Genomic DNA, 17,551 nt, shown 5'->3' on the forward strand with positions numbered 1-17,551 from the left:
AGGAGAATTATGACAGATACAAGAAGTTCGGGAAGGAAAACTATTGATTCATACATCAAACATGAGGATATGGTTGATAATGCGGTTAAATTAGGCGCAAAAAATGGTTTAAAAGTGGAAGCTACTACTGAGAATGACTCAAGAGGAGACATCAAAGTAGCAAAGGAAGATTCAAAAAAATATTTGGATTTACTCGGAGATACTATTGATAAAAATCAAGCAAGGAGAAATAAGTAATGTCCGAAAATTCTGATTATATTGAAGTTAAAGCATATTCTTCCGCTATACCTCCAAGCAAAGCTAAAAAAATAGCTGAAAAAGGAGTTTCGGGGGTTATCTCAGGTGGACCTATATCGGATAAATCAAAAAAAATATTTAATGATCATGATATATGGTATCGAGAAAATGTTGAACCCAGTGATTTAGAATCTGAAAGTAGAGAAATAGAAAAGGAGAATTAATATGGATTTTGACTTTTATGATAAAAAATTAAAACCAGTTGGAACAGTTAGTGTTGGAGCAGAATTAATGAAAAAAATTATGTCAACTACAACTATCCCTAAATTAGAAACTAATGGAGAACTTCCTCCAGATAGTTCTCTTGACAAAGATGAACTCAGTGATTTGATTACATTGTCAACTATAGAAAAAGATTTTATTGGCAAAGAATTAAGTGAACTTTTATCAGGAGAATTTTATAAAGAAATTGAGGACAAAAAACGAAATTCAATATCAGATTATGGTGAAACAATACAAGAAAAAATTTCCGATGACAGCAATAACACTCATAAAAGCAACGCACAAGTTGTTGTAGAGTTACTTTCATATCTTGTAAATGACAACATTACTCATTTTCGTTTAGGTTAATAAAATTTTTCTTATGTGATAGTTGATTACTGTAGAAGATAGGAAAAATACTTAAAAATCAAGGTTTTGTTATATGTAAACACAAATACACAAAAATCTTGTCAAAAAATTATGGCACAAGTTCGTCTAAGAATCTTTCAAGTGTTATTTAAAATATTATAAAAAGCATTCTTTCTTTCGTTTTGACGATAAAACAAACGATTGGTTTGTTTACTCTCAGATAAATCGATCGAACCTAAACTATTTAATTTCAAATTGTTTCCATAAAATTAAGGCATCTTCTCCAGTACTTTTATAATATTTTTTGCGTCTTCCTGCTTCTTTAAAACCAAATTTTTCATATAAACTCAAGGCTTTGATATTATTTTCTCCCACTTCTAAAGTCGCTCTTTCTAAAGATTTATTTTGCGCTTCTTTTAATAATTTAGTTAATAATAATTTACCAAAACCTTGCCCTTGAAAATCTGGATGAATCGCTAAAATAGTTAAATGTGCCTCCTCAAGAATTGACCAAAAACAACCTAAACCAATCACTTTTTCGGTATTATTAATATCAATAGTTAGAACTAATAAACAACTATTAGGGCTTTCTATTTCTCTTTTATAACCGTCTAAACTCCATAAACCGCCAAAACAAAGATGATCTAATTCTAAGACTTGATCTAGTTCTTTTTTGGTTAAATTCTTTATATTAATTATTTCTAAACTCATATAAGTTAAGTATTAAATATTAACGAAGGATGATGTTTTTCTGTGCATTATCTCGGTTAATTTTTTAGCTATTTATTAATTTATATAATCCATTCGGAAGTTCGATCGCCCAAATCAAGGGAAAAACTAACGGCTTTACCCAAGCGTGGGCGACTTTTGGCTTCTTGAATACCATTTTCCACCTGAGAAATGACTCCCCAAGAGGTGATATAGTTGGCGATTTCGTCTAAATGTAGAAGATACTCTGATTCATTCCAATGAAAGGAGGCTTGTTCTAAATATTTCCACATTACCTGAAAATAGATTTTATCCTTAATATTGATCACTTGAATATCATAGGAATATCCCCATTTATTGAAAATTAATTCTCTTAATTCTTTTCCTGTCATAAATAGACTTCTCCAAAGATATATTTTGACCTTTTTTGTGGTTTTTTCCCTTTTGCTCTTTGTTCCTTCGTTTCAATTAAAATATAGAAACATTTTACCTCATAAGGGTAGAAATTACAATAGATAATTTTGGTTCTGTTAAAGATTCTTTAGTTTCTTCATCGATAATATTTTTTGATGATAAAATAAATTATCTCATTATCTATTTTCAAGTTAAATTGACTTTTTTTATTGATAGCTAAAATTGCCCTATTCGGAGGTTTAATTACGGTGATTATTTTCACAATAAATTCTTGCTCCAGCCCATTGTAATTTTTCTCGTAAAGTTTTATAAAATGAATGTGCTTCCCTTAAAATAATAAATTGGGCTTGACATTGTGCCATACTTATACTTACCCATTGTCCGGGCCAAATAGAGGTAGCTAATACTCCATCCATCCATAGTTTATTATTCAATTCGTAATCTCCCAGTGTCCATATACTTACAACCGATCGAGGAGGTAATAATAAAGGGCGACTAGATAAACTCAAAGGACATATGGGGGTAACAGCGATCGCACTCATCCCCGGATGTATAATCGGGCCACTAGCAGAAGCAGTATAACAGGTTGAACCCGTAGGAGTAGAAACGATTAAACCATCACCATGATACTGATCTACTACTTCTCCATCCACTTCCATTTCAAGGATAGCTGTGGGCATTCTATCCAAACAAGCAGGTTTAACACACATCTCATTTAAGCAAAAAAATCGATCGCTCACTGCTTCAATATCATTTTTATTTCTCTCCCATATTTGCGCTTCCAACATCATGCGCCTTTCTACGGCATATAAATCATTTTCAAGACGATACCACAGGTTTTCTGTATCCTGAAAAAGACTAAAAGGTTCAGTTAAAAATCCTAAATGTCCTCCCACATTAACCGCTAAAATGGGGATATTTTCTGGGGATAAATGACGGGCTGCAGCTAAAATTGTCCCGTCTCCCCCTAATATAATACCAAGATCGATCGACTGAGTAGCAGAAGCCAAAAATACAGGATAAGGATTATCTTTAAAACCACTAGGACCTAATAATACCTTACAATCACGGGCTTCCAACTCTTTAGCACATCTTTCCGCCCATGCTTTACTATCCCTATCCCCAGCTTTATAGGCAATAATTACTTGTTTTAACCGCACGATTTTTCTAATCTAATTTTTTTTATTTTATCCTAATGGGAAAAATCTCAACTTTGGATTTTTGGTAAAATGACGAAGTCTTAAATTGATTAAAGATTGAGACTGATTTTAGGATACAATACAAGGTTGCTCACTAAATTTAAAATTTTATACAGAGGTAATTTATAATGGCTCAAATGTATTATGATAATGATGCCAATTTAGATTTATTTACTAATAAAACTGTTGCAATTATCGGTTATGGTTCTCAAGGTCATGCCCATGCTTTAAACTTAAAAGAAAGCGGTGTTAATGTCATTGTCGGACTTTATGAAGGTAGCAAATCTAAACCCCAAGCAGAATCTGCCGGTTTAAAAGTTCACACCGTGGCTGAGGCTTCCTCCCTTGCTGACTGGATCATGATTTTATTACCAGACGAAGTTCAACGTACTGTTTACGAAAAAGAAATCGCACCCTATTTGACGAAAGGAAAAGTATTATCTTTTGCTCATGGTTTTAACATTCATTTTGGGCAAATCGTACCCCCTGCAGATGTTGATGTGGTAATGGTAGCACCAAAAGGACCCGGTCATTTAGTTAGACGTACTTACGAACAAGGACAAGGTGTACCTGCTTTATTTGCGGTTTATCAAGATGCTACTGGTAATGCTCGTAATTTAGCCATGGCTTATGCTAAAGGTATTGGTGGCACTCGTGCTGGTATTCTGGAAACTAGCTTCAGAGAAGAAACCGAAACGGATTTATTTGGTGAACAAGCTGTATTATGTGGTGGTTTATCTGAGTTAATCAAAGCGGGTTTTGATACTTTAGTTTCCGCTGGTTATCAACCTGAGTTAGCTTATTTTGAATGTCTCCACGAAGTTAAATTAATCGTTGATTTAATTGTAGAAGGCGGTTTAGCTAAGATGCGCAATAGTATCTCTAATACGGCTGAATATGGTGATTATACCAGAGGACCTAGAGTTATTACCGATGATACCCGTGCGGAAATGAAAAAAATCCTCACGGAAATTCAATCTGGACAATTTGCTAGAGAATTTGTGTTAGAAAATCAAGCTGGTAAACCCGGTTTTACTGCGATGCGTCGTCGTGAAGCTGAACAAACTATCGAAGAAGTGGGTAAGGATTTACGCGCTATGTTTAGTTGGTTGAAAAAATAATCCCAAGGTTTTAGGTGTTAGGTTTTAGGTAATAAGAATACTATGAAAAAATTACTAATTTTCCTCATTACTTTTTATCGTCGCTTCATTTCTCCTCTATTCCCTCCTAGTTGTCGGTTTATACCAACTTGTTCTCAATATGCTTTAGAGGCGATCGAGCGTCATGGTACAATCAAGGGTAGTTGTTTGAGTGTGCGCAGAGTTTGCCGTTGTCATCCTTTTCATCAAGGTGGTTATGATCCTGTTCCTTCATTATCGGATAATTTGACTTCTTTGCTCGATGGAGATTAAATAGTAGTAGAGTTGTTACACCCTACTTTCTTTTTTTCTCACGCAAAGACGCAAAGGCACAAAGAAATACTATTCTTCTGTTTCTTCTTCCTCAGTAGGGTAAACAAAACTATTGGATTTACCACTTAATACCGATTTACCTAATGCTAATGCTCTTTGGGCTTGTAATTCCGCTTTTTTAATCCAATGCGCTCGACGTTGATTTCTTTTCGATTTAGATGTTTTCTTCTTAGGTACTGCCATGAATTTTTATATAATATTTTGATTATTGGACAATTTTACTATTCTAACCTGATTCGATCGATACTGACAATATTAACATCTTAAAAGATAAAATAAGATATTTGACTAACGAAGAAGGAACAAAAACCGATGTTTTAGTGCCATTAGCTATCTGGAATAATCATCAGGAAGTTTCGCTTTTTAATTCCAGGGGAGAATCACCTGATTTAGAGGATTTTTTCCCACGAAAACATGATTTTATTTTAGCTAAAACTTTCTCTTGATCAATGGGTTTTCCTAAAAAACCACTCGCCCCTACCAGTTTACTTCTCACTCGATCGATCATACCATCATTACTGGTTAAAATAATAATTGGGGTATCTTTTAACGAAGAAACTCGACGAATTTGCGAACAAATTTCATAACCATTAACAATAGGCATGATTAAGTCTAAAAAAATTAAATCAGGCTTTCTTTTGAGAATTTCTGGTAAGGCTTTTAAAGGGTTTTGAATAGAGATATATTGATAACCAGCTTCTGTTACAATATGTTCCATAATTTGACAAACTTGGAGGCTATCGTCCACACAAAGTATCAATTGTTGATGAGTTGTTTTAGTTATTTTATAGTCATGATTAGTAACTCCAATTAAAGTGATTTCTACAGATTGATCTTTTATTTCTACTAAAGAAATTAGCCCCTGTTCAAAATAAGGTTTTAACCAAAGAGTTAGTTTAATAATAGTTAAATTTAATTTGTCTGCTAATTCTATTAAGGGAAATTTTCCATTTAATAAAGATACTAATTTGCTATAAGTATTTTCTTTTCCTTTAAATTTTTGTTTTAATAAAAGAGGATTTTTAATAACTGGGGCATAATTGGGACTAAAAGAAGTTAAACCAAAGTTTTCCCATTGTTGCCACTGAGGCTCAACGGCTGTTAATACTGTTTCTATTTTTAATAATGTAATCGATACTTTTAAGCCTGACTCCTCAGAAAAATTATCTTCTACTACCACCAAATCATAACTAAGTTTTTCTTGATTTTCTGCTTGATAAAGATCAAATAATATTTGTTTTATTCTCTCATTAATTAAACATAAAGCCTGTTCTTTTGTAATTAAAAATCTTTGCAATAAAGACACCATTAAATAATAATTCCAACACTCAAATTTTTTAGCTTTATTAATATCAATAAAATGATGATCTAAATGAGGACAATATTTATTTAATAACCTTTCCCATGCTCTATAAGGATGATAACCTCCATCCGCCCAAATTAAACGACTTAGACAAAAATACAATCGCCATTCTTTTCCTTTGCTATTTTTAATGTCTATTCTGCCTGTAAACTTTTTTCCTTGGAGGGATTGCAGTTTTTGTTTTAGTACTCCTGAACTACTCATTGTTTCCCCTTGATGTTCTCACTTAAGTATATCCTCTTTTCGTCATCAACTATGAATTTCATCATCTACAATTTAACGAAAAAATTTTGCTGATTTTCAGTTTACTCTTCAGTTACTCTAAAATAATCTCAATTAGCTATACAATTTATTGATGTTGATCAGGTGTATAGTTATTCTTGATCAGACGATCGAGATTATCGATTAGACTTCTTGCAGAAGTTGAGTAATGAGTAATGAGTAATAAGTTAAGAAATTTATGTTTTTCACCCTAAAATAGATTTTACTTTTTATTTTGCACTCGTGTCTATTATTATTATTTTAGTTCGATCGAACATTTTTATTTCTATGTTATTTTAGAGTAGAAAAGATCAGAAAAAATAAATTTGTTGACTTTCTTAATAAACACAAAAAGCAGTAAGGGTGTTAGGTTAAATTAAAATGATTAAGACTCTGTTATTTTGAGTGTGATAAATTGTTTCTAAATCAATATATGTTAAATAAAGAGTGTTGTGTTGTCACTGCCAAACAAATGCAGGAAATTGAAAACCGAATGTTTGCGCAAGAAATGCCCGTAGCTAGTTTGATGGAAAAAGCAGGTTTATTCTCCACTCAAAAAATTGTTGAAGAATATCCTCAAAATCAATATAAAAAAGTAGGATTTATCATCGGTTGTGGACATAATGGAGGAGATGGTTTAGTTATTGCTAGGGAATTGTGGCTACAAGGTTACGAAGTTTGGTTATATACTCCCCTAGCTGACAAGTCAAAGGAGTTAACACAACAACATTTACACTATGCAAAGTTTTTAAATTTGCCTTTTGTCACTACCATTGAAGAATTAAAAAATTGTCATGTCATTATCGATTGTCTGTTTGGTTTTGGCTTAAATCGTCACATTAGCCACTCTTTAGCGGATGATGTCACTTTAGTTAATCAATGGCAAAAACCGATAGTTAGTATCGACATTCCCTCTGGGATTCATACCAATACAGGGGAAGTTTTAGGAGTTGCCATCAAAGCTACTCTGACTTTATGTTTGGGATTATGGAAGTTAGGTTTATTTCAGTCTCCTGCGTGGGAATATACGGGAAAGTTAACAAAAATTGATATAGGTATTCCTAATCATATTGTTACTGATGTAATTAGTCAATCTCCAGCGGTAAGGGTGATAACGAGGGAAAAAGTTAAAGAAGTGTTACCCTTACCTCGTGCAGTGAATACTCACAAATATCGTCAAGGAAATGTCTTATTAATATGTGGCTCAAAACCCTATGGCGGTGCTGGTTTATTAGCTGGTTATGGTGCTAATATCAGTGGGGTGGGGATGTTAACCATGATTGTACCTCAATTTTTGCAACCTTTGATTAATGGTAATATTCCTTCGGCTTTGGTAATAGCTACCCCAGAAACGACAACGGGAGTGATGGATTTTTCTTCTTTACCTCCTATAGATTTTTCTAAGTATAGTTCGATCGTGCTTGGAATGGGCATTAGTCGAGAAAAAATACCCTGTTTTCCTTTTCAAGAAATTTTGGCTACTCCTAGTATCTTAATTATCGATGCTGATGGTTTTAACTATCTAACAGAAGATAACCTCCGAATTTTATCACAACGTCAATTTCCCACAATCTTAACTCCCCATGAGGGAGAATTTAAACGTTTATTCCCTGATATTGACTTAAATAAAAATCGATTACAAGGATTACAGGAAGCCTCCCAAAGAATTAATAGTACTATTTTACTAAAAGGAGCTAAAACGATGGTAAGCCATCAGGGAAAATATAATTGGATTATCAAAGAAGGCACTCCTGCTTTAGCTAGAGGAGGCAGTGGAGATGTATTGAGCGGTTTTTTGGGAGGATTACTGGCACAAATGGATTTAAGCAAATACTCTATAGAAGATGTGGTGGCTTCTGGAGGATGGTTACATCAACAGGGAGGAATTTTAGCTTCTCAAGATTTGACAGAATTAGGTGTTGATGGAGTCAGTTTAACTCGTTATATCTCTCGATCGATCGAACTTTTATTTTGAGAGTCAGTAATTAGTGTCTGGTGAACTACCGACACTGAATTAAAATTACAGTGTTGACTTCCTACCCAAAGAAATGCTTGTTACTCCAAGAAGTAACAAGTCTTATTCTCTGGCGATAGGCTTTATCCCTCGTTCCGAAGGTCTTGTAATTCTGTTTAGTTTTTCACCCGCCTTTGTTCATTTACGCTTATGCTTACAAGAGGAACAGTGAAGCATTGGGGCTATCAATTGATTGATAGGTAGTCTCTAGCCTTTCTACAACGGGGAGTTCGCCGACTACGGCTACATCTCTCTAGCACCGATTAATGAAATTATATCATAAATCTTGACCGTAATTCATCCCACGCTTGTTTAATTTTTTTTTTCAACGAAAACTAAGCGTGGGGCTTCTTACGGCAGAAGCTAACTTTTTTCTCCTCTCTCCTATACAAATTACCGCATTTTGTCCGCCGAAACCGAAGCTAAAACAAAGTATTTTCTTTACAGGGTATTTCTCTGGTTTAATACAAAAATTCAAATCAAATTCTGAAGGAGAAAGCCTTGTATTGGGTAACAGAGTTTGTCTGTCTAAGGAAAATAAACTTAAAGCGGTGGCGATCGCACCTGAAGCACCTAAAGTATGCCCTGTAATTCCTTTAGTGGAACTAACTTTGGGATTATGAGGGAATAAATGATCAATAATTTTAGCTTCCCGTTGATCATTTAAGATTGTACCAGTACCGTGGGCGTGAATATAATCGATGTCTTGAGGTTTAGTTTGGCTACGTTGTAAACACTGTTCGATCGATTTTATGGCAGTATAACCTTCTTTTTCAGGCGCTGTCATTCCTTGAGCATCGCAAGTCATACCCCATGCCAAGATTTCTCCATAAATTTTAGCTTGACGACTTTTTGCTAAGGCTTCGGTTTCTAACATCAACATTGCGCCTCCTTCCCCTAACACAAAGCCATCCCTTGTTTTTCCAAATGGGTCACATCCTATAAGACTCAAGGCTTTCATTTGCCTAAATCCCGTCATGGTTAGGGGGGTAATGGGAGTTTCCACAGCACCAACAATCACCCTTTCACAGCGTTGTTGTTTAATTAATTCGTACCCCTGCGCTATGGCAACTAACCCCGTAGCACAGGCATTGGTAGGAGAAAGCACGATCGAACTACTTTGAATATAATTAGCTACTATCAAGGATGGTTGACAGGGTAAAGTCTCTAACCAAGGAGGTGAAAAATGAGGTTTATCAGAGGAAAGAAATATTTCCCAATCCCCCTGACAACCACGACTCGAACCCATTACCACACCAGTATCTGTCAAGGGTAGCTCAAGGTTCGATCGATCGAGCAAATCTCGAATTAATATAGAAGTGACATCCCCCATAAAAGCGGGATGAGAGTTAATTAAAGCAAGAGGTAAAGGGGGAAAATAATCAAAAGGTTGCCTAAACTGAATGCCAGAGACACCATTTATTACCCCCTGCCAAGTAGCTTCTGTATCTCCTAAACTCGAAACAATACTAATACCGGTGACGACAACTTTAACCATCAATTAACAATCAGGGGAGATAGGGAGATAGGGAGATAGGGAGATAGAGAGATAAGGAGATAGGGAGATTAAACTTTGTTAATTCTCAATTCTCAATTGCAATAAACTTCTGGGAAACATTGGTAAAATAAGGGTTTAGTAGTATTCAACCCCTACGAAATATTTTCTGGAGATGTGTAATAGTCGCTTTAGCAGACTTGTGCTGTTAGCATTGAAATTTATTTCAATGTGAGTTATTGATTAACACCTTAACCCTATTTGTGGTGGTTGGTGGGTATTGCCCACCCTACTAAACTGAAATTATTTTAAGTTTTCTGCACCAGCAATAACTTCCGCCGATTCAATGCGATCGCCCTGTTTAATTGTTTCTACTATATCCATACCTTCGATAACTCTACCAAAAACAGCGTAATCACCATCAAGAAAAGGAAGATCAGCTAAGGTAAAATAAAATTGAGAAGATGCAGAATCAGGCATTTGCGATCGAGCCATAGCAATTACACCATAATCATGTTTTAATTGAGGTGTATCATTGATCGTTTTACTATAGGAGATGGGAGGCGCTACCGCATTTTCTTTGGTGTCGTCATATTGGGGGCGAATTTCTAAAGGGATATAACGAGGAGTGTTGGTGGTAGGATCAACGTAACTACCCGTACCTAAAGCAGAAACAGGGAAGTTAGGATTTTTACCTTGGGGATCGCCACCTTGTACTACAAATGGAGAAGGGTCTTTAACTACACGATGAAAAACTACGCCATTATAAACACCTTTTTTGACTAAATCGACAAAGTTTCCTGCGGTGATGGGTGCATTATTGCCATCAACTTCAATGGTGATGGATTGCCCATTGACTTTCATTACAACCGTAGCTTTGCCTTCTAAACGTGGTAAATTCATTAAATTTTCATTATTTTTTTGACTCTCAGTATTTTCGACTATTTCTGATGTTTGATCAATAGGGGGAGGAGTGTCATTTTGTACTGTTTCTTGAGTTGTTGTACCGTTGTTTTCCCCTCCTGTGTTGGCTTCTAACTGTTGACACCCCGTTAAACTAAGAGCGGTTATCAGAAACAAAATTAATATAATATTCATTCTTTGTAATTTTTAAATTAAAGTAAACCAATTTGTTTTCAATTTTACTAGACTTATGGGAAAAATTAAATTTTTTATACCTAAAACTATTGTAGAGACGTAAAATTTTACGTCTTTAGCTAAAATATAGTATCTGTCTAATATTTATGGTAATTTTGGAATATTTAAGGTAAAACAACTACCTTGATTTTCCTCTGAAATTAGGGTAATATCTCCGCCGTGAAGTCTCGCTAATTCACGAGAAATAACTAATCCTAATCCTGTACCTTTACATTGTTTATGTAAATGGGTATTTAATTGAGAAAACGGTTGAAATAATTTTGTTTGTGATTCTTTTTTGATACCAATTCCTGTATCAATAACCCTAAAAAATAAATTACTCTTATCTTGTTTTACTTCTAAGGTAATTGAGCCTTTTTCAGTAAATTTTACTGCATTGGATAATAAATTTACTAACACTTGTTTGATACGGCGCTCATCAATATAACAATATTTTATGTTAGGTTCGATCGAGCAAATCAAATCTAATTTTCTTTCTTCTGCTTTGGTTTTAATTAAGGCTATCGCTGATTCGCACAACTCCTTGACGAATACTTTTTCTATATATAAATTTTCTTTTTTTGCCTCTATTTTTGATAAGTCTAATAAATCACTAATTAAATCTAATAAATATTTTCCTGATTGATAAATTGCATCAATATATTGAGCTTGTTTCGGATTTAATTCACCGTACAATCGTTGTTGTAACATTTTAGAAAATCCAATTACCGCAGAAATAGGGGTTCGTAATTCATGATTCATGTGAGATAAATATTGACTTTGATTAATCTTATTTTGATTTAATATTTCTTGCTTTTTTTTTAGCTCATTTTCTTGAAATTCTAATTGTTTTTGATAAAGATAAATAGCAAGATATTTTCCCAGAATAATTAAAACTTTTTTCATGTCATCTTCTGGAATAAAAAATATATCAATATCTATCAATAAATTTCCTAAATATTTTCCCTTAAAATGTAATGGGAGTAAGTATAAATAATTTAGATTATTTTCTTGTAAGTTTTGATTAACATTACTATATTTATTAAAGTTTTGAGCAACATAAGGATTAAAATTATCATCTAAAATACCATTATTAGAGGTAATTAAATCATCAATAATTGATAAATATTCTGGTGTTTTTGTCTGATTAATATTTTGATAAACAATTTCAATTGTCTCATTATTTTCTTGAAAAATTCCGATGATAAAACCATGTAATCGCATCCATTTAGAAAGTAACTGATAACATGATTGAGCAAAATTATCAATGTTATCAGCAGTTTCTAATAAATCTAGGAAATTATGATGAATTTCTCTGGGGTTAAATTTTTCTATAATGGGATTGTTTTCCATAGTATTCAAAGTTTTTTGATTAAACTTTTAGAATTGACGACGGGAAAATATAGTGATGGTAATGGTTAACAAAAGAGTTATATATAAAATGCCATAAATTAAGCTATTGACCAATTCTCCTGTATTGGGCAAAATATTATAAACTGCTTCATTTTTTAAGTTTAATCTTTCTAAGTCTGGCAAAATTAAAAATAGTGTTTTTGTTATTCTCTCTATCCCCGCATTCTCAGTAATTTTACCTAATTGTAACAAATCTCTACTTAAATGTCCCATAATATACACTCCAAAACTTAGAAGTGTTGCTAAAATGGAACTGGTAAATACGCCAAAAGTCATAGCGATGGCGGTTAAGAGCATTAATTCTAGGAGAATATACCCAATGGCAATCAATAAACTTTGTAAAGGATAATTCATCCCCAATAGACTCATCAAGGCAAAATAAAACCCTGTCATGGTGGCGACTAAGACAATTAAAACTCCTGATAAGCCTAGGTGTTTGCCGATGATAAATTCTGCACTGGTAAGGGGTTTTGGTACTAAAATTAAGACTGTTCTTTTTTCGATTTCTTTGTTAATTAATCCTGTACCAACAAAAATTGCGACGATCGCACCTAATAAACTTATAGCACCAATACCTAAATCTAAAAAAATTTTTTCGTCAGCACTGACGGCAATGGGAGGTAAAATACGAGAAGCAAGGACAAGTAAGAGAACAAAAAAACCAAGTACATATAGAATACGATCTCTAATTACTTCCCGAAAACCATTAGTTGCGATGGCAAAAATACGAGTTAGATTCATAAAAAATTTAAAATAAACGATTCTTGATTATTTATTGATCCATATTTTACCTTTAATGTCGGTTGAATGCCCCCGTTGAATTTGACAACAAAAAAACATCCGTAGGATGACCCACAAAGGTGATAACTGACTTGGAAGACAGGCAGACAGGCAGACAGGGATTATATTTCTTATGAATCAATAAAATTCTCTCAAAAATATACAAATATTGAAAATTTTTCTTCCTGTCCACTTGTCCACTTGTCCACCTGTCTCGTCTTCACCATTTTTCTTCTGTCGAACTGAGGTAAAATTTCATTAACCCTTATACTGCAGTGGGAAATTTGGGAATAGAAGCAATCAGTTTGCGAGTATATTCCCGTTGGGGATTGTCGATAATTTGTTTAGCGGTGGACATTTCTTCGATTTTACCTCGATTCATCACCATAATTCGATCGCTCATAAACTTAACGACACTTAAATCATGGGAGATGAAAATATAGGTTAAACCAAACTCTTGTTGTAACTCTTTGAGAAGATTTAACACTTGGGCTTGAATAGAAACATCTAAGGCAGATACGGATTCATCACAAATAATCAGTTGCGGATTTAAAGCCAAAGCTCTTGCAATACATACTCTCTGACGTTGTCCTCCCGATAATTCATGGGGAAATCGATCGAACCAATTGGGATTTAAACCGACTCTATCTAAAAGGTATCTTACCCTTTCTCGGCGTTTAGTGCCATTACCACCCATGGCATGAATTACCATTGGTTCAGCGATCGTATTACCAATACTGATACGAGGATTAAGGGAATTATAGGGATTTTGAAAGACAATTTGTAACTCTTTGCGTAACTGCCTTAAACGTTGACTACGGGGAGGTAAAGCCGTCAAATCTTGATTTAAAAATTCAATTTTACCAGAGTGGGTGGGAATAAGCCTTAAAATAGTTCGGGCAAGGGTAGATTTACCACAACCAGACTCTCCCACCAAGCCTAAAGTTTCCCCAGCAAACAACTGAAAACTAACATCATCTACTGCCCAAAAATACTCTTTTTGCCAAGGTAAACCGCCTTTTTTGACAAATCCGACTTTTAACTCATTTACTCTCAATAAAGGTTCATTTAGCTTAATTTCTCTGGGATTAGGGGCAGAAAAAGCAGGAGTCTCTTGATTATTACCCATAAAATCGGCAACGGTGGGAAGATAAGTTCTAGTTTCCTCTAAACGAGGACGACAGGCAAGTAAACCTTGAGTATAGGCTTGTTGAGGGTTAAATAAAATATCCCTGATGTTGCCATATTCCACAATTTTCCCTTGATACATCACCGCCAAACTATCAGCAATATTCGCAACTACGGCTAAGTCATGGGTAATAAAAATTAAGGACATTTGCCGACTGCGACACAATTCCTTTAATAATTCCAAAATCGTAGCTTGAACAGTTACATCAAGAGCTGTAGTTGGTTCATCCGCAATTAAGATGCTTGGTTGACAAGAAATAGCGATGGCGATCATTACTCTTTGTAGTTGTCCTCCACTCATCTCATGGGGAAAGCGTTTTAAGATCGATCGTTTTTTGTTGTTAAGATAAATAGCAATATCTTTATCCGTAGAGGTTTTATCCTGATTTTGTTGTAAAAATTCTTGGGTTAAATCCTTATCACTAGGTAAAAGTCTTACTTCTTGTAACAAGTTGATCGCTTTTCGTTTTGCCTCGGATTCAGAGATATTTTGATGTAAACGTATTGCTTCGGTGATCTGAAAACCGATATTATAAACAGGATTAAGTGAACTCATGGGTTCTTGAAATATCATCGCAATCTTACCACCACGATAATCTCTTTTTTGTTTCGAGGTAAGAGTAACAAGGTTTATCGGCGGTGAGTCTTCTTTGTCTTGAAAGTTAATTTCACCATGAATAATTTTTCCCGTAGCAGGAAGTAAACCCATCATAGCAAGGGATGTAACCGATTTTCCTGAACCTGACTCTCCCACAATGCCCAGAATTTCGCCTTTTTGTAAGGAAAAAGAAATTTTATCTACTGCGGTCGAACTCTTTCCTTCATCATCAGTGAAAACTACTTGTAAATTTTGAACATCGAGGATAGTCATTGAGGAATAAATCTTTTGAGTGGTTATTGTCCACATTTTACCGAAAAAACCTAAACAATTTTCATAATTATCCGAGTTAACCTTAGTGAAATATAACAGTGAGCCTGAAAATAATGTAAAATAAGTGTTTTGTCCTGATTCATAATTTTTATCTAATAAATAAACCTTACGATTAATTATTAATTATCAATTATTATGCGTATCTTACACACCATGGTGCGGGTGGGAAATCTTGAAAAATCCCTTGATTTTTATTGCAATGTTTTAGAGATGAAACTTTTACGTCAAAAAGACTATCCTACAGGAAAATTTACCCTTGCTTTTGTGGGTTATGGAGAGGAAGCCGATAACACCGTCATCGAATTAACCCATAATTGGGACACTGATAGTTATGATATTGGTACTGGTTATGGTCATATTGCTTTAGGAGTTGATGATATTTACGCTACTTGCGATCGAATTAAATTATTAGGTGGTAAAGTAACTAGAGAACCGGGCGCTATGAAACATGGTACAACAGTAATTGCATTTGTGGAAGACCCCGACGGCTATAAAATAGAGTTAATACAAACAACCTTGTAAATAAAAAGTAATGAGTAAGAAGTAACAAGTAGTGAATAATTTTTCATTCTTAATTCTTAATTTTTCATTCTTAATTCTTAATTCTTAATTCTTAATTCTTAATTCTTAATTCTTAATTCTTTTTTATGACAAACACAAGTCCAAAACCCAAACTCAGTACAAAAGACATTTTTAAGAAAGGTTTTATTATTATCTCAGGGGGGGCTTTTGTTTGGTTTTCCATTGCGGGGGTAATCAAAATGATGACTCAACCTGCCACACCTCCTGCTAACACCCAAAATCAAGAAGAATTGTCGCCAGAGGCAAGGTTAGAAAAAGAAATGCAGGGTTATCAATTAGTATTGGATAAAGAGCCTAATAACGTTTTTGCTTTAGAAAAATTAGTGGAAGTTAATCTACAATTAGGTAATTTGGCAACGGCACTACCCTTAACGGAAAAATTAGTGGCATTACAACCAACTAATCAACGCTATCAAGACGTTTTGAAGATTATTAAACAAGGTTTAGAAGCAGAGAAAACTCAAACCCCTCCCCCTTCGGATTCTTCTAATATTCCTGATAAGAATGAGAAGAAATAGTGTAAACTCAAAGGTTAGTCTTTGTTACTTCTTCATCGCAACCTCGAAATGAAAATTCCTGTTCTTGATTTAAAGCGTCAATATCAACAACTAAAAGGAGAAATTGACACCGCTATCGATCGTGTTTTAGAATCAACTCAATTTGTATTAGGTCCTGAAGTTCAACTTTTAGAACAAGAAATTTCTCAGTATTTGGGAGTAAAACATTCGATCGCCGTCAATTCTGGTACAGATGCTCTAATTATTGCCTTACGAGCTTTAAATATCGGGGCTGGAGACGAAGTTATCACAACCTCTTTTTCATTTTATGCCACCGCCGAATCCGTGAGTTTAGTGGGTGCAAAACCTATTTTTGTTGATATTAATCCTTGTAGCTTTAATATTGACACTGACGCTATTAAAGACAAGATAACCGATAAAACTAAGGCTATTATACCAGTTCACCTTTACGGACTACCTGCACCGATGACGCAGATAATGACGATCGCACAGGAATATGGCTTAAAAGTAATTGAAGACTGCGCTCAGGCTTTTGGAGCGGTGTATTATGGGGATTGTGCAGAGTGTAATAAAGCCTGTGATGACTGTCAAAGAGAAACTTTAACAGGAAAATATGTCGGCGGTATTGGTGATGTGGGTGCTTATTCCTTTTATCCTACCAAAAATTTAGGTGCTTATGGGGATGGCGGTATGATAGTCACCAATAATGATTCGATCGCCGAATTAGCGAAAATGTTGCATCTTCACGGTGCAAAGAAAAATTATCACAACGAATTATTAGGTTATAACTCCCGTTTAGACAGTTTACAAGCCTGTATTTTACGCATCAAATTAAAGTATATAGATCAATGGAATCAAGGGAGAAGAAATATTGCACAAACCTATAATCAACTATTAGCAAATAATCCTAATATTATTACACCCACGATCACAAAAGGACACGTTTTTCATCAATATACCCTGAGAGTTACCAATGGAAAAAGAGACGAATTGAAGGAATACTTAGCAAACTTAGGTATTGGCAGTATGATTTATTATCCCATTCCCCAAGATCAATTACCAGTGTATCAAGGACAATATATTCCTAATCCTATATCCATGAAACTAGCCCAAGAAGTATTGAGTTTGCCCATTTATCCCGAATTATCCCTGGAAAATGTGGAAGCCGTTGCCGAAGCAATTAACAATTTTTAAAATAAATTCGTTTTT

At 34.4% G+C, this 17,551-nt stretch carries 19 protein-coding genes; 9 read left to right on the plus strand and 10 right to left on the minus strand.

What is annotated here, in order from left to right:
- Positions 1-9: 9 nt before the first annotated feature.
- Genes SYN6308_RS13480 through SYN6308_RS13490 form a run of 3 tightly spaced genes read left to right on the plus strand, consistent with a single transcriptional unit; the run spans position 10 to position 867 of the window.
- Positions 10-237 carry a hypothetical protein gene (locus SYN6308_RS13480; RefSeq protein ID WP_017294976.1) on the plus strand — a complete coding sequence of 76 codons (228 nt, stop codon included), beginning with the start codon at positions 10-12 and terminating at the stop codon, positions 235-237.
- Entirely contained in the window at positions 237-461 is a 225-nt protein-coding gene (locus tag SYN6308_RS13485) for a hypothetical protein (RefSeq protein ID WP_017294977.1), read from the plus strand. The genes SYN6308_RS13480 and SYN6308_RS13485 overlap by 1 nt, the downstream gene beginning before the upstream one ends.
- A 1-nt stretch (position 462) precedes the next feature.
- Positions 463-867, plus strand: a complete 405-nt coding sequence (locus SYN6308_RS13490; RefSeq protein WP_017294978.1) for a hypothetical protein — start codon at positions 463-465, stop codon at positions 865-867.
- Between the two features lie 240 nt (positions 868-1,107).
- Here SYN6308_RS13490 and rimI read toward each other — a convergent pair whose 3' ends face one another.
- From rimI to SYN6308_RS13510, 3 genes are all read right to left on the minus strand, one after another.
- The gene (rimI, locus tag SYN6308_RS13500; RefSeq protein ID WP_017294980.1) at positions 1,108-1,578 is read right to left on the minus strand and encodes a ribosomal protein S18-alanine N-acetyltransferase; all 471 of its coding nucleotides are present in this window, start codon (positions 1,576-1,578) and stop codon (positions 1,108-1,110) included.
- Positions 1,579-1,658: 80 nt separating this feature from the next.
- Complete coding sequence (locus SYN6308_RS13505) at positions 1,659-1,967, minus strand: DUF3067 family protein (RefSeq protein ID WP_017294981.1); 309 nt, start codon at positions 1,965-1,967, stop codon at positions 1,659-1,661.
- 261 nt (positions 1,968-2,228) lie between these two features.
- Positions 2,229-3,149 carry an NAD(+) kinase gene (locus tag SYN6308_RS13510; RefSeq protein WP_017294982.1) on the minus strand — a complete coding sequence of 307 codons (921 nt, stop codon included), beginning with the start codon at positions 3,147-3,149 and terminating at the stop codon, positions 2,229-2,231.
- Positions 3,150-3,316: 167 nt separating this feature from the next.
- Here SYN6308_RS13510 and ilvC point away from each other — a divergent pair, with 167 nt between their 5' ends.
- A complete protein-coding gene (gene ilvC, locus SYN6308_RS13515) occupies positions 3,317-4,309 on the plus strand; it encodes a ketol-acid reductoisomerase (RefSeq protein ID WP_017294983.1) in 993 nt (330 codons plus the stop codon).
- Between the two features lie 42 nt (positions 4,310-4,351).
- A complete protein-coding gene (yidD, locus tag SYN6308_RS13520; protein ID WP_017294984.1) occupies positions 4,352-4,600 on the plus strand; it encodes a membrane protein insertion efficiency factor YidD in 249 nt (82 codons plus the stop codon).
- Positions 4,601-4,669: 69 nt separating this feature from the next.
- Here the strand turns inward: yidD and rpmF are convergent, their stop codons facing one another.
- Together rpmF and SYN6308_RS13530 are read right to left on the minus strand one after the other, a co-directional pair.
- Entirely contained in the window at positions 4,670-4,843 is a 174-nt protein-coding gene (gene rpmF, locus SYN6308_RS13525; RefSeq protein WP_017294985.1) for a 50S ribosomal protein L32, read from the minus strand.
- Positions 4,844-5,006: 163 nt separating this feature from the next.
- On the minus strand, positions 5,007-6,227 hold the full coding sequence (locus tag SYN6308_RS13530) for a response regulator (protein WP_017294986.1): 1,221 nt from the start codon (positions 6,225-6,227) through the stop codon (positions 5,007-5,009).
- Positions 6,228-6,717: 490 nt separating this feature from the next.
- Between SYN6308_RS13530 and SYN6308_RS13535 the strand changes: the two genes are divergently transcribed.
- Positions 6,718-8,259, plus strand: coding sequence for a bifunctional ADP-dependent NAD(P)H-hydrate dehydratase/NAD(P)H-hydrate epimerase (locus SYN6308_RS13535; RefSeq protein ID WP_017294987.1), 1,542 nt, complete (start codon positions 6,718-6,720; stop codon positions 8,257-8,259).
- 364 nt (positions 8,260-8,623) lie between these two features.
- On the opposite strand, the gene SYN6308_RS13540 is transcribed toward SYN6308_RS13535, so the two are convergent.
- The 5 genes from SYN6308_RS13540 to SYN6308_RS13560 all read right to left on the minus strand — a co-directional run bounded on the left by SYN6308_RS13540 (position 8,624) and on the right by SYN6308_RS13560 (position 15,182).
- On the minus strand, positions 8,624-9,796 hold the full coding sequence (locus SYN6308_RS13540) for a beta-ketoacyl-ACP synthase (protein ID WP_017294988.1): 1,173 nt from the start codon (positions 9,794-9,796) through the stop codon (positions 8,624-8,626).
- 300 nt (positions 9,797-10,096) lie between these two features.
- The gene (locus SYN6308_RS13545; RefSeq protein ID WP_017294989.1) at positions 10,097-10,891 is read right to left on the minus strand and encodes a peptidylprolyl isomerase; all 795 of its coding nucleotides are present in this window, start codon (positions 10,889-10,891) and stop codon (positions 10,097-10,099) included.
- Between the two features lie 144 nt (positions 10,892-11,035).
- Complete coding sequence (locus SYN6308_RS13550) at positions 11,036-12,283, minus strand: sensor histidine kinase (protein ID WP_017294990.1); 1,248 nt, start codon at positions 12,281-12,283, stop codon at positions 11,036-11,038.
- 27 nt (positions 12,284-12,310) lie between these two features.
- Complete coding sequence (locus tag SYN6308_RS13555; protein WP_017294991.1) at positions 12,311-13,084, minus strand: ABC transporter permease; 774 nt, start codon at positions 13,082-13,084, stop codon at positions 12,311-12,313.
- A gap of 304 nt (positions 13,085-13,388) precedes the next feature.
- Entirely contained in the window at positions 13,389-15,182 is a 1,794-nt protein-coding gene (locus tag SYN6308_RS13560) for an ABC transporter ATP-binding protein (RefSeq protein WP_017294992.1), read from the minus strand.
- Positions 15,183-15,377: 195 nt separating this feature from the next.
- Between SYN6308_RS13560 and gloA the strand changes: the two genes are divergently transcribed.
- The 3 genes from gloA to SYN6308_RS13575 all read left to right on the plus strand — a co-directional run bounded on the left by gloA (position 15,378) and on the right by SYN6308_RS13575 (position 17,536).
- Complete coding sequence (gloA, locus tag SYN6308_RS13565) at positions 15,378-15,764, plus strand: lactoylglutathione lyase (protein ID WP_017294993.1); 387 nt, start codon at positions 15,378-15,380, stop codon at positions 15,762-15,764.
- A 125-nt stretch (positions 15,765-15,889) separates the two neighbouring features.
- Positions 15,890-16,342 carry a tetratricopeptide repeat protein gene (locus tag SYN6308_RS23445; RefSeq protein WP_017294994.1) on the plus strand — a complete coding sequence of 151 codons (453 nt, stop codon included), beginning with the start codon at positions 15,890-15,892 and terminating at the stop codon, positions 16,340-16,342.
- Between the two features lie 48 nt (positions 16,343-16,390).
- A complete protein-coding gene (locus tag SYN6308_RS13575; protein ID WP_017294995.1) occupies positions 16,391-17,536 on the plus strand; it encodes a DegT/DnrJ/EryC1/StrS family aminotransferase in 1,146 nt (381 codons plus the stop codon).
- Positions 17,537-17,551: the final 15 nt, after the last annotated feature.

The sequence above is a fragment of the Geminocystis herdmanii PCC 6308 genome, from assembly GCF_000332235.1.
Classification (GTDB): Bacteria; Cyanobacteriota; Cyanobacteriia; order Cyanobacteriales; family Cyanobacteriaceae; genus Geminocystis; species Geminocystis herdmanii.